The following is a 13,792-nucleotide window of genomic DNA, read 5'->3' as shown; positions in this document are numbered from 1 at the left end:
TATACCTCCTTATTCGCCACCATAAATATGAACTTGATAACCACTATCTCCCGTTTCCTTGGCAACTAGTGCTTGAATATCATTAACAGAGCCAATTTTGATTTCAATCGGCACATTATTTGCCAGATATTTCTTTGCGGTTGATAACACTAACCTAGTAAAACTTTGAATTTGTTCGTACCCATAAAATTGAGTAGTAATTGAAATGTTTTCCTGGGCTAATTTACCATTCTCGTAGCGTAATGTTGCCGTTACCCCGCTAACGTTAGGGAAATAATTTTGAATAGATTCCTTGAAACTATTGAAGCTTGAGGCATCACTGCTGTTGATTGCTTTTTTATTGCCAACCGTAGGCAATACTTCTGCTTGGGTATCAATAGTTTTCCATTTAGTTATTTTACTACTATTGGCAGCCGCTGTCCCGCTTAAAAAGTAAGTTCCTGCTACTAACGAGTCTTTACTTTCTTTAGCAAAAAGACCTACGGTAATTGGAACTTTTTTTAAAGCCTTTTTCTTGCGCAGGCGGGAGACAATTTTTTCGGCTGCTTGTTGACCAAATTGCTTTTGCTGAGTACGGGAAATTTCAGCTTGATATTCGGGGCCATCCTTTACCTTTTGGTAGTAGTCAATTGAGTTAATTGCCAAGCCAATACTAATGCCACCGATATGATAATTCGAACCAGAACCTGTTAAATAATCCTGCTCAAAAATTTCTTCTAGATAATAGGGCCGATAATTTTTCTTAGTTCCTGCCTCGGGATTGAGTCCATTCGGATTGTTTTTAGATTTTCGACCAAGCCACTCATTTGCCATATTGGCAGTGATGTACTGTCCTTCTTGAAAAACATAAGAATTAGTTGAATAGACGCCTTTAGAAATATCTACTAGACCGCGCTCCAGTTCGCGTGAATCAACTGAATTATCATTATTAGTTGCAGTCAGACCAGCTATCGGACTAGTGACATAATGCCCATTTTTGAGTAAAACAGTATAACCATTATTACCTGTTTCAGTAGTTTGATAACTTTTCGCATTAGAATTTGAAGAAGTTTTCGCGTTGTTGGCCAAGTCAGAATTTTTCAAATTTCCACATGCCGTCAAACAGAGCGATGTTCCCAGAAGTGCTAATATTTGCAAGTATTTTTTCACTTTAAACGTTCCTTTATTTAACTTTGGCAATCGCTTCTTCTTCAGTCAATAATTGCACGCCTAGCTTCTGTGCTTTTGTAAACTTGGAACCAGCATCTTGACCATAGATAACATAATCAGTTTTACCAGAAACAGAACTAGTTACTTTTGCACCAAGGGATTGTAATTTCTGAGTAAACTGACTTCTGGTATAGTGTGCCAGAGTACCAGTCAAAACAACGGTTTTGCCTTTAAAATCGTTATCAGGAATATCTGCCGCTACAGCTTCAGGACTCTTACCCAAATAATCCATATTAACCCCACTGGCTTTAAGTTCGTTAACTAATTCCACCACTTCATTTTGGGCAAAATAGGTAGTCAAAGATTCTGCAATTGTCATGCCTATTGTAGCGATTGAAGCTACTTCTTGCACGCTCGCTGACATAATCTTTGCCATATTTTTAAACTTTTGTGCTATCAAACGAGCAGCTTTGGCGCCTACATGATCAATGCCCAATCCCGTCAGCAGCAATTCAACAGAATTACTCTTTGAGTTATTAATCGCATTCAATAAGTTGCTAATCGCTTTGTCTTTAAAATGATCTAATTTTTCCAAGTCTGCAGCTTGTAAATGATACAAATCAGCTACATTATGAACCAGATCATTTTTAATTAACTGTCTGACAATTTTGGGTCCCAAACCGTCAATATTCATTGCGGGTCTGGATGCAAAGTGGGTAATACCCTCCTCAATTTGTGCTGGGCAAGAAGGATTAACACACCGCAGCGCCACTTCATCTTTTAAGTGAATTAATTTTTCACCACATGATGGACAAGAAGTAGGAATAGGATATGGTTGTGCATCCTTAGGTCTTTTAGCCAGAACTACTTCTGAAATTTCGGGTATAATATCACCCGCTTTGTGCAGCATAACGGTGTCCCCAATGCGAACATCCTTTTGCCGTAACAAATCGGCGTTATGCAAAACAGCATGCGAAACTGTGGTACCAGCAAGTTGCACCGGATCCATGATTGCGGTCGGCGTTACGACACCAGTACGACCAACTGTCCACTTAATTTCATGAACCACTGTTTGCTGCTCCTCCGGCGGAAATTTATAAGCTATTTCCCAACGTGGTACTTTGACCGTATTACCCAAATCTTGTTGTAAATTCAGATCATCAACCTTTAAGACGATCCCATCAATACCATAATCCAGAGAATTTCTCTTTGCTGTATATTCATCAATAAAAGCGAAGATTTCAGACATTTTAGCAATTCTTCGACCAGTTTGATTAGTATGAAAACCCAGCTGGGTCATTTTCTCAATTGCCTGATGCTGGCTTGTGATTTCTTGCGGTGGATTAACCCAAGTATAAATAAATGTACTTAAATGCCGGTGCTTAGTGATACTTGCATCCAGTTGCCGTAAAGAACCAGCAGCAGCGTTACGGGGGTTGGCAAAAACTGACTCACCTTTTTCGTCGCGTTCAGCATTAAGCTTGGCAAAAGGCTCTTTACCCATATAGCACTCACCACGAACTTCTGTGGTCAATTTTTCTGGTAGGGTTTGCGGAATATCTGAAATAAATTTGGCATTGGGAGTAACATCTTCACCGACTTGACCGTTACCTCTAGTAGATGCCCTAGTTAATTTGCCATCAGTGTATTCTAACGCAATCGATAAGCCATCGATTTTTAATTCCACATTATAAGCAACTTCATGACCAATTTGTTTTCGAACACGATCATCAAATTCTTGGAGTTCTTCTTTAGAAAAGACGTCGCCCATTGAAAGCATTGGAATCTCATGGGTCACTTTAGTGAACTGGTTGTCAATTTGTCCACCAACTTTTTGCGTTATGGAATCTTGCGACACCAGCTGAGGAAATTCCTGCTCTAATTGAACTAAGCGATTATAATTTTTGTCATACACATTATCTTCTACCTCTGGGGTATCCTTCGTGTAATATGCGTTGGCCCATTCGTCCAACTTATCTCTCAGCGCAGCAACTTCTTTTCTGGCTTCATCAAGAGTTAAATCAGCCATTTTCTTCCTCCCGATTAAAAAATATATTTAAACTTCTATTTTTATTATACCTTTTTAATTGGTGCAAATGCTGCAAGAAGCCGTTTGATTCCTTTACCACTAAATGCAATATCGAGCTCCATATCTTCACCTTTACCGTTAACTTTGGTGACAACGCCTTTACCCCAAGCTTTATGTTCAACTTGGTCTCCAACGTTCCAGCCCTTCTTCTCGGCGCCAACGGCTCCAGATGGTTTGACTTTGGGTGTATATACCTGTGCCCGAGCACGCTCATCACTATTAGCAAATGGTGCTGTTGTAGTTTGAAAATTGGTACTAGTTAAGTCAATTGGCACAGAATTTTCGGTGTTCAAATCTTCTTGATCAATTTCTGCCAAAAATCTTGAAGGCAGGTTATTTTGCATCCGCCCGTACATCATCCGAGAATATGCGTTAGTTAAAAACAACTCTTGTTTAGCCCTGGTAATGCCAACATAGGCCAGTCGTCTTTCTTCTTCCAGCTGGTCGTCTTCCATTAAAGACCTTGACAAAGGAAAGAGTCCGTCTTCCATTCCGACTAAAAAGACCACTGGAAATTCCAACCCTTTTGCCGCATGCAAGGTCATCAATGCTACTTGATCATCATTATTGGCCAAATCATCTTGATCACTTAAAAGAGACACTTCAGCTAAAAAATCGCTAAGTGCGTTGTCACCTGCAGCACTTTCCTCATATTCATCATCAAAACGCTTTGTTACCGATAGAAATTCATCAAGGTTTTCCAGTCTGGTTTCAGCCTCAATAGTATGCTCAGACTTAAGCGCAGCTGTATAGCCAAAATCCTGCAGGACTTTTTCAGTTAGACCGGTAACGCTATGACCTGCAGCATAACTAATTGCATCACGCAATTTAGCTCCAAAGTCGCTCAATTTGGCGGCGGCGCGAGGTGAAACGCCCGACATATTTAGATGATTAAACGCCTCCAGAAGAGTCAAACTATTTTCTTGGGCAAAATCTAAAAAGCGGCGCACGCTCACTGGTCCAATACCTCTTTTGGGAGTATTAATAATCCGGTTAAAACTCATTGAGTCACTCGGATTAGCTACCAGCTTCAAATAAGCCATGATGTCCATAATTTCTTTTCTATCATAGAATTTATGACCACCAACTATTTGGTAAGGCACATTTGACTTTACAAAAGATTCTTCTACAGTTCTGGATTGCGCATTTGTACGGTATAAAACGGCAAAATCATTGTAAGACCGCTTTTTAGTTTTAACTTCTTCCTGAATTTTAGCAATAATAAAATGGGCTTCATCATCGCCGCTTTGAGCACGATAATAAGTTATTTTGGCACCCTCACCCTGATCAGTCCACAAATTCTTAGCCTTACGGTGACTGTTATTCTTAATAACAGCATTTGCAGCAGCTAAAATATGACCTGTTGAGCGATAATTTTGTTCAAGCTTAACTGTTTGAACACCGGCATCACGATAGTCTTGCTCAAAATTCATAATATTTTCCATATTAGCGCCGCGCCAACCATAGATTGACTGATCAGCATCGCCCACAACACAAATATTTTTGTATTGGGCTGCCAGTGCGTGACATAATTCGTATTGGGCTTGATTAGTATCCTGGTACTCATCTACCAAGATGTAGCGAAACTTGTTTTGATAATAATGTAAAACCGTACTATCGCTCTTGAATAAAACCAAAGTCTGCATAATCAAATCATCAAAATCCATAATTTGATCGTGCTTTAAGCGTCTCTGGTATTCCTGATATACCCTTGCAGTTATCTTTTCAAAAGGTGAAGCCGCACTAGCTGCATAGGCATCTGGCGTGAGCAAATCATTCTTCCCGTTAGAAATTGCCGCTAAGACTCTTCTAGGTTCATACATCTTCGGGTTAATATTTTGCTCTTTTTCAATGTGCTTAATCAACGTAAGCTGCTCTGCAGAATCAGCAATTGAAAAATTACCAGTATAGCCGATCTTTTCAGCATCCCGCCTTAAAATACGTACACAAAGAGCATGAAAAGTAGACATCCAAATGCTATCGGCACGGGCACCCAGTAATTTTTGTTCTCTTTGTCTCATTTCACTAGCCGCTTTATTAGTGAAAGTAATGGCTAAAATATTCCAGGGTGCAACCTCTTTTTCAGCAACCAAATAAGCAATTCGGCGAGTTAACACAGATGTTTTGCCAGAACCGGCGCCTGCAACAACTAATAATGGTCCTTCCGTAATCTTAACTGCCTTTTTTTGTTGTGGATTTAATCCTGTCAAAATTGATTCTGTGTTCATTCTGAATCCTTTCACCCCGAAAATTTATAACTATTCTATTGTACCAAAAATCATGACCATCTTTGGAGTTGATTGCACTCTATTTGTCAAAACGGTCAAGGTTGTATTCTTCAATTAATTTGATTAATTTATCAGCATAATTAGGGTCAGTGGCATAGCCATCTTTAACCAAAGCGCGTGCCTGTGCCCGATAATTTTTGGCAGCTAAAACATGGCTGTATTGGTTAGCATCCCAGCTGGTTCCTTTTTGAAACAGCCGCGCATGGGCCCTGATAGAAGCCTCATAAGAGTCATAAATTTGAAAGCGGGCTTTAACGATAATCCACTTACCCTTTTCAAATTCCTTAGTTTTTAAGACAGCCGAAGTATTGGGATTATTGCCCTTGACACCAAATAAATTATTATATTTTTGCGAAAGGTCACTCTTGCCATAATCGCTTTCAAGACAAGCTTGAGCTATTGTAATGCTGGGTAATAAATCAAAGGACTTATCAACTTCCTTGGCTATTGGTCCAATCTCCCTAATAAAAGCTTTATGTTGCCTGATTATTTTTTGTCTGGCTTCTTCGCGAGCAAGCTGCTCTTGTCTAATTTGCTCTGACTGAATTGCCTGACGACGATAATAGCGAAAAGCTGCAAACGCAACAATAAGTGCAAATAAAATAATAAACGTGCGGATAATGATCGCCGTGTTAGATAATTTTCTGCTTTTTCGTTTTCTCGCCATAGATTTTCCCTTGCTTTAAAAAATTCTCTTAATTAAGTATAACCTCTATTGGCTGTAAATTATGCAATGTAATTAATTTTTAAAATAAAAATAGTAAAAATTATATTTTCTTTGGTTCTTTAAATTAGGGCACAAAAAAAGGAGCTTCAGCTCCAATAAGTTTTATGCGGGCAAGAAGACTCGAACTTCCACGATCTAAAAACGATCACAAGATCCTTAGTCTTGCGCGTCTGCCATTCCGCCATGCCCGCAACACATTCAATACTATAACCCAAAATTAACTTTAACACAAGACTTTTCTTACTCATTTTAGCTAAAAATGGTTTAATTTACCATTTGCTCATTGACATACCGGGCATACAAGCTGTGATTTTGCATCAATTCATGGTGAGTACCGTGACCTGTTATTCTGCCATGCTCAACAAAATAAATTTGGTCGGCATTAACAATTGTAGCGAGCCTGTGAGCAATGACCAACGTGGTACGGTTGACCATCAATTTGTCAAGCGCCTGCTGTACTTTGCCCTCTGATTCTGAATCAAGGCTGGCAGTAGCTTCATCCAGCATCAATATTTTAGGATTTCTTAAAAAGGCACGGGCAATAGCTAAGCGCTGCTTTTGTCCACCTGATAGTTTAATTCCTCGCTCGCCAATTTCAGTTTCCATTTGGTCAGGAAATGCCCGCACAAAATGATCAGCATAAGCCAAAGCAAGTCCATGCCACAGCTCATCGTCAGTTAATTTTTGATTTAACCCATAAACCAAATTATCACGGATTGTTCCAGAAAATATTGCACTGTTTTGTGAAACATACCCTATTTGGTTACGCCAGTTAACCAAATCAATATCCTGAATATTTTGACCTGCAATAGTAAATTGACCGCCATCTGGTTGGTAGAAACGCTCTAATAAAGAAAAAATAGTAGATTTACCGCCGCCACTTGGTCCTACAAAAGCGATTACCGAGTTAGGTTTAGCAGTAAATGAAATTGACTGTAAAACCGGTTCACCTTTTTTGTAACTAAAACTAACTTTTTGAGCGGTGAGAGTTTTATTAGTTAAATCGCAAGTTTGGTGCGACAAATTTTGTTCAGGCTTAATCTTTAAAATTGCCTGAATACGTTCGGTTGATCCCAAAGCCTTTTGAATTTGAGAAAAGAAAGTCGCAAAATTGGCAACCGGTGCAATTACATTAAATAAATAAAGTAGAAAAGCCACTAATGAACCACTTGTTAATGAGCCTTGACCCACTCTGATAATGCCAAAAGCTAAAATACCAGCGAAGGCAGCCATCATCAAGGTCATGATAATTGGCTGCAAAACAGCTTCGACCCGCGCGTCAAGCACCCCGATGCCAAAGATTCTTTGTATCATTTTATTGCCCGCTTCTTGTTCGCATTCTTCACCATTACTGGATTTTATCAAACGGACTTCGGATAGTTTTTCACTGACAGCGCCATTAAATTCGGCGGTTGCTGATTGCAGCCTGCGTCCTAAACGCACCATTATGCGTCCCACTGGTAGTAAAATGATTACCACAACGGGCACGACCGTAAACATGAGTGTTGCCATTTGCCAATCCATGACTACCAAGATAATTAGTGAAAATAAAAGCTGAATAGCACCGGTAATAAAATTGGGAAATTGTGAGGCCAGTAAGTCTTTAATAATTCCCGTATCATTGACTAGGCGAGAACTGCTTTCACCGACTTTATTTTCATCAAAATAAGTCACTGGCAGTTTAAGCAAATGCTCCCAAAGGCGCTCACGCAAACTCTTAACTACGCTTTCGCCAAAATAACGCAAAATATAGCCGCCCAGAGTTCCCAGAATTAACTGCAAAACAAAAACAACGATAATAATTATTAAACTTGAATAATTAAAATTATTCCATTTGCTTGTATCGACCAACACCTTAGTTAGCAAAGGCAAAGTCAAATTAGCAACACTGGTAATTAAACTAAGTATTAACCCGAGTGCAAATAATGATTTTTTAACGTTTAAGCTTTTTAAGAGTTCTAAAAAATCACTAAGTTTAACCATTTGCTTTTTATCTTGACGTGACTTGAATGCCATCTAGGATACCGGCTTTCTGAATTTAGACTAAATAAAAAGTCTTTCAATTATCTATTGAAAAACTTTTTATTTTATTTTCTAATTATAAATCTTCATTTTCATTATGCCAGCATTTAGGGTAAAAGTCGCGGTTGTATTTGTGCATTTTACGAAATTTACAATAATTCCGCACACAATCATCATCCATATCAAAATCAGGGCGACAATGATGGTGTTTTGGCATATGTTTACACATTTTATGTAGCTCCTCTTTAGAACAATCATGATCTGCTGCATATTTACACCATTTCTTAAACTTTGCCATGCAGTCTGCCGGATCAATCATTTCCCCCATTTTTTCTTTGAAATCATCATCCCAATTATTGCTTATTTTTTCCAATAATTGTCTTAGTTGCTTCTGTTCTTCCTCTGTTAGACCAGCAAAAAATGGTTCAGTATCCCGCTTATCTACCCACAGCTTTAATTTGTTAGCCTTTTCTCTTCCAGAATCAGTTAAATAAACCCGTTTTACCCGTTTATCTTGGTCATCAGTTTTACGGGTAATATCGCCTTTTAGTTCCATTTTTTTCAATAATTCAGCAAGAGAACCCGGTTTAAGAGCCAGAATCTCCGCTAAGTAATTTTGCGATAAGCCGTCTTCAAGTTTCAAGACTGCTAAAACCCGGTTTTGCCCTGATATTGGTCCCTTGTTCTGATATAAATAATAACGACTGGCACGCATTATGTAATGAAGCTGTCTCATTAAATCATCGCTTAATTCACTCATAATTAATCTCCTTTAAATTAAAAAAGTTAGGTACCTAATATTTATAATTTCATTATAGTTTGGTACCTAACAAAAAGTCAAATTATAGCAAAAGATTTTTAGTGTAAATTAATGGCTAAATTCTGCTTCAACAATTTTAATTTTCCGCCGCATCTGCCACATGCAAAGCGCCTCAAGTTAAGCCGCCGGACACGTAAAAACTCTTGGCCGCATTTGGTGCAAATATATAAATATTTTGCTTTCCTAGTCCTTTTTAAGCCAATATCTGGCGCATAGCGCGAGCCTCCTACTGCACTAAGCAAAGTTTTAAAATCTTGATCTTGATGCCGGTAGCCTTGATGACTTAAATGCAAGTGATAATGGGTTAATTCGTGTTTAATAATGCCAATCAATTCCTGGAAATATTGCGGTGCTAAAAAATGGGCGTTAATCTCAATATGATGATCGTCTAAATGATAGCGGCCACCGGTTGTGGTCATCCGGTAATTAATTTTTACTTGGTGGTTAAACTGCCTGCCAAAATACCTGAGAGACACTTGCTCCACAAGATTTTGCAATTCTGCTGCAGTCATATTATCTGAAAAGTTTGGCATAAAGAGCTGCCTCTTTTTTAGTCTTAATTCTTACTTTTAAAGCCGTAACTAATTTTCTTTTTAAAGGTTTAGCACCTTCCATCCAAGTGCCGGTGAATACGTGAATAGTTTTTGACTGGTCTGATGGATTGCACAAAACGCCATCAGGGTAAACATGGATTCCTGCTTGCAACTCCTGCTCTTGGTTATTTGGTTGGGCACCATACTTATTTTTTAAAATATCAGACACAGAAACCGTATTAACGCCTGCCAGTTGGTCTTGCCTATCAAAGGTAAAGTTGCGGTCATCATAGTAAGAAAGCATGTCTTGAATGAGAGGATGTCCCTTTTCAGCTCCAAAGACTGCCGTAAAAGGATTCTCTTTATTTTCAAAACCAACAAATGCCTTATTATTTAATAAATCATGCAAATCATCCAGCACCAAGACATCAGTATCCATATAAATGCCGCCCATTTCGTAAACGGCCTTAGCCCTGATATAGTCGGAAACAAACGCCCATTTTTTTGCTTGATAAGCCTGCTCAACATATTTATTTTCGTGAATGTCAAAATTATGCTCATTCCACTCAATAATCTGATAGTCTTGCAAATGTTTTGACCAAGTTTTCATACAGCGCTGAATATTCTTGGGTTTGGGATTGCCGCCTACCCATACATAATGAATTATTTTCGGAATCATAACTAACCTCGAGTAAAAAACTTTTTCAATAACAATATTATGTCTTGGTTAAAATCAAGTTTAAACAAAAACATCAAAGCAATGTACAAAACAAACATAATAATTGACTTGAATAACATATTAAGAAAAGCAGAAGCAAACATTTGTGGTAAAAAGAGCCCGACTGCTAAAACAATAATGGCAATTATAAAATATTTAGGAATTTCACGAAAAGAGTATTTAAAATCATAGCCGTCGCGAACTATCCATAAACGCAAGATTAATACAATGAACTCGGTGATTAAGATCGCGATCATTGCCCCCGTGGCACCGTAAAGCTGATCTAGAAAGTAGCTCAATACCACTTCTAACACAGCGCCGACTATCACTGGAATAGCATAGTCACGATCTCGGTGATTAGCAAGTGCAAATTGATTGGCAAATACCCCGCCTGTAGGAATCATAATGATTGTCAACGCAAAGAAAAACATCAACGGCGTCATGGGAATAAATTTCTGACCAAAAAAGAAGGGCACAAATTCTTTAGTATTAGCCATTATGATGACTGCAAACAATGTTCCCAGCATGACGGTCGCTTCCAAAGACTTTTTTAAAATGACTTTCTGTTCTTTTTTACCTTCACCCGCCATTTTAGGCATGATGACTAAAGAGATACTGGTAACAATTCCTAAAACCATATTGGAAATTCGTTGCGAATTATCGTAATAAGCAACTTGGGTCGAATTTTGAAACAGCCCTAATATCGGTTTATCAAGCGAAGTATAAATTTGGGTGGCAATTTGTGGAATTAACAGCGTGATGATTGCCTCAATTGTTGCCTGGTATTGATAAAAATGCTTGACGGGTCCACCAACATAGCGGTGAATGTCAAACCAAAAAACAAACGATCCTAGCATTGTAGAAACTGACATAATCAACATATACTTCCACAAGTCACCCGGATTTTTTACTAATAGTAAAATTAAGACTACTGATACTAACTTAACAGCAGTATTTTTCAAAACTACCCGGCCAAAATCTGCCAATCCCTGAAAAAACCAGGAAATATCTACTTGAGCTGAAATCAGATATGGCACCATTAACAATAAATATTGACCGTACTTAATCTTAAAAAAGCTGGTCACAGCAATTAAAATACCAATAGTTACAACTCCGGCTATTGCTTGAAAATACCATAGACCCCAGAATGCCTTAGTCAAATCCCGCTGACTGCCAAAGGCCCTGATTTGAGAAATTGTCCGCATACCAATATAGGAGACAGAAAGCGTACAAAAAATCATCAAAAACTGCACAATGTTGTTAACATTGCTGTAAATACCGTAAGTTTTAGGACCCAGAATTCTAGAAAGATAAGGAACCGTTATTAAAGGTACTAATACTAGAAATATTTGGTAGACCGCATTATATAGAATATTTAAAAAAGTTCTTTTCACAATTCTCCCTCTAGTATTTTTTTGTCATTAAAGTGAAAACCTGCTCACAATATGAATTGGACTGCACCTCATTGGTTAAATTGCGCCAATATTGTCTTTTAGCTTGGTAATGGTCTGGAGCAGCAACTGCTTCTAATAATTGCGTTTGCGTATCAACGCATTTACCAGGAACCACCTCTTTAAATGGTCCAAATAGCAGCCCCCGAGTTTTTTCATATTGCTCAAGATACGCGGTTATAAAAATAATAGGCTTATCCAAATTGAGATAGTCAAAATAAATTGAAGAAAAGTCAGTAATCAGAAAATCGGTGCTGCCCAACAATTCGTACAAATCATAGTCATGCTGGTACAAAAAATCGTTGTTAAGAAAACTAATATTTGAAAAATGACTGTGCTGCTTTTCGAATAATCGCATTTCGTAGGGATGCAATTTAACAATTAAAAATTGGTTTTTGGCCTTTAAACTGGCATTCAGCTTTTCCACATCAAAATCGGGTAATGCCAAAAAATTACCGTCCTTAATGCAATTCATAATTTCTTTATCCGCCATTTCATAGCGAAATGTGGGCATGAAAATTCCAATCTGTGCCTTAACATCATCTTGGCCAAATAATTGCTGTAAAAGTTCTTTTTTCGTTACTGCCGGTCTGGTTAAGGCGTCAAGACGGGGAAAGCCAACTTGGCGATACTTACTGGTTTCAATACCAGTGCACGCACTCATCAGAGTTTCATAAAAATCAGAACTGGAACAAACCATATCGGCATTTCGCCGCCATAACCTGGCATTACGCTCATCAGTTTTATAATCAGTATTATTAGCCATTATGCCCATTCTCTTGAGTGGAATACCATGCCAAAACTGGATGCTAATTTGCTTACGGTGAATTTTAAACGGTTGGTGTGTCGTAAAAATGTATTTTGCTGCACCAATTTGTCTCCATGTTTTAAGTGGTAAATGTGAGGATGGCCAAGGTTCCACCAAAGCAACATCATATTCCGGATGGTGCTGTCTTAAATATTTGGCAAACAGATAGCCGTTAGAGCCGGAACGTCCGGCACCATTCAAAATTACTACCTTATTTTCCTTGATCCTTGTAAGTTTAGCTCCGATTCTCATTAAATTGAGATATAGCCGAAATAAAATATTTTTCATTATTTAACTTCCCAAATTCTTATTCATTATAAGAGTACAGAAAAAGCCTGAGAGAACTCAAGCTTTTTTGCTTTATTTTTCTGTTTTTTAATGATTATCACTCAATAAAAACTTCAAAAACGTTCATTCTGGTAACAAAAAGCAGTTTGCAAATGTATTATTTACTATTAGAATATGAAATGTTAAATAGTGATTAAACAAAGGAAAAAAATGAACACCAAAAATTCCGTTTCTAACAAAGTCATAGTAATATATCTCGTCATCTTTTACATTTGGTGGACGATTGAAGAACTCGCATATTGGAGTTATACCAGCAACACTTTAGCACAGGTTTTACTAAGTTCAGCAGTCAAATTGCTTACTTGGAGTATCCCAGCATTTATTTTAATTAAAAAATATTCTCATCAACTCAAAATCGGGTATCCCCAACTATTCAAAAATCGTTTTAAGCTATGGCCATATTTAGTTGGTATCTTTATTATGGTAACCTATTTGGCTATTATACTTTACTTTGAAAACGGCGGTTTTAAAATTAATCCTAATTTTAGAGCCAGCGATTTCATTGATAAATTTTTAGTGGTTGGAATTACTGAAGAATTAGTGTTTCGCGGTTGGCTTTTAAATGCTCTGCTTAAGAAAATGTCAACATGGCTGGCTCTCATCGTTAACAATTTACTCTTTTTGTGTATTCATTTGCCAATTTGGTATCAGACCCATACTTTGGTAGCTAATTTTACCTCGGGTGGTTTTATCAGTGTTTTTATTTTGGGCTTGATATTCGGGCTGCTGTTTATCAGAAGCAAAAACATCTGGGTTCCGATCATTTATCATATGCTTTGGGACATAATCGTGACGATTTTTTAAAAACAAAAAAGACAGTGAATATTCACTGTCTTTTT

General features: G+C 37.8%; 11 protein-coding genes and 1 tRNA gene. 1 reads left to right on the top strand and 11 read right to left on the bottom strand.

The features are described 5' to 3' along the window. Positions 1 to 9 precede the first annotated feature (9 nt). The 11 genes from LACWKB8_RS02715 to LACWKB8_RS02665 form a co-directional block, all read right to left on the bottom strand. Positions 10 to 1,149, bottom strand: coding sequence for a CamS family sex pheromone protein (locus LACWKB8_RS02715; RefSeq protein ID WP_038524936.1), 1,140 nt, complete (start codon positions 1,147 to 1,149; stop codon positions 10 to 12). 13 nt (positions 1,150 to 1,162) lie between these two features. Continuing rightward, positions 1,163 to 3,178 carry an NAD-dependent DNA ligase LigA gene (gene ligA / locus LACWKB8_RS02710; protein ID WP_038521662.1) on the bottom strand — a complete coding sequence of 672 codons (2,016 nt, stop codon included), beginning with the start codon at positions 3,176 to 3,178 and terminating at the stop codon, positions 1,163 to 1,165. A gap of 44 nt (positions 3,179 to 3,222) precedes the next feature. Continuing rightward, the gene (gene pcrA, locus LACWKB8_RS02705; protein WP_038521659.1) at positions 3,223 to 5,466 is read right to left on the bottom strand and encodes a DNA helicase PcrA; all 2,244 of its coding nucleotides are present in this window, start codon (positions 5,464 to 5,466) and stop codon (positions 3,223 to 3,225) included. 79 nt (positions 5,467 to 5,545) lie between these two features. Then, a complete protein-coding gene (locus LACWKB8_RS02700; RefSeq protein WP_038521656.1) occupies positions 5,546 to 6,193 on the bottom strand; it encodes a glycoside hydrolase family 73 protein in 648 nt (215 codons plus the stop codon). A 165-nt stretch (positions 6,194 to 6,358) separates the two neighbouring features. Further along, positions 6,359 to 6,444, bottom strand: a tRNA-Leu gene (locus LACWKB8_RS02695). A gap of 73 nt (positions 6,445 to 6,517) precedes the next feature. Further along, positions 6,518 to 8,269, bottom strand: coding sequence for an ABC transporter ATP-binding protein (locus tag LACWKB8_RS02690; protein WP_038521653.1), 1,752 nt, complete (start codon positions 8,267 to 8,269; stop codon positions 6,518 to 6,520). Positions 8,270 to 8,351: 82 nt separating this feature from the next. Beyond that, positions 8,352 to 9,035 carry a MarR family winged helix-turn-helix transcriptional regulator gene (locus LACWKB8_RS02685; RefSeq protein WP_038521650.1) on the bottom strand — a complete coding sequence of 228 codons (684 nt, stop codon included), beginning with the start codon at positions 9,033 to 9,035 and terminating at the stop codon, positions 8,352 to 8,354. Positions 9,036 to 9,133: 98 nt separating this feature from the next. Then, positions 9,134 to 9,607 (bottom strand): SprT family protein, encoded by a 474-nt coding sequence (locus LACWKB8_RS02680; protein WP_038524935.1) that lies wholly within the window; start codon positions 9,605 to 9,607, stop codon positions 9,134 to 9,136. A 1-nt stretch (position 9,608) separates the two neighbouring features. Continuing rightward, complete coding sequence (locus tag LACWKB8_RS02675; RefSeq protein ID WP_038521647.1) at positions 9,609 to 10,307, bottom strand: glycosyltransferase family 32 protein; 699 nt, start codon at positions 10,305 to 10,307, stop codon at positions 9,609 to 9,611. A 2-nt stretch (positions 10,308 to 10,309) separates the two neighbouring features. After that, complete coding sequence (locus LACWKB8_RS02670; protein WP_038521644.1) at positions 10,310 to 11,740, bottom strand: oligosaccharide flippase family protein; 1,431 nt, start codon at positions 11,738 to 11,740, stop codon at positions 10,310 to 10,312. A gap of 10 nt (positions 11,741 to 11,750) precedes the next feature. Further along, positions 11,751 to 12,893, bottom strand: a complete 1,143-nt coding sequence (locus LACWKB8_RS02665) for a CDP-glycerol--glycerophosphate glycerophosphotransferase (protein ID WP_038521643.1) — start codon at positions 12,891 to 12,893, stop codon at positions 11,751 to 11,753. Between the two features lie 210 nt (positions 12,894 to 13,103). Between LACWKB8_RS02665 and LACWKB8_RS08980 the strand changes: the two genes are divergently transcribed. Beyond that, positions 13,104 to 13,757, top strand: a complete 654-nt coding sequence (locus LACWKB8_RS08980; protein WP_052059639.1) for a CPBP family intramembrane glutamic endopeptidase — start codon at positions 13,104 to 13,106, stop codon at positions 13,755 to 13,757. The last annotated feature ends 35 nt before the right edge of the window (positions 13,758 to 13,792 follow it).

Source organism: Lactobacillus sp. wkB8, from assembly GCF_000761135.1.
Taxonomy (GTDB): Bacteria; Bacillota; Bacilli; order Lactobacillales; family Lactobacillaceae; genus Lactobacillus; species Lactobacillus helsingborgensis.
Note: the sequence above shows the minus strand (reverse complement) of the source record. Positions and strands in the feature narration are given on the sequence as shown.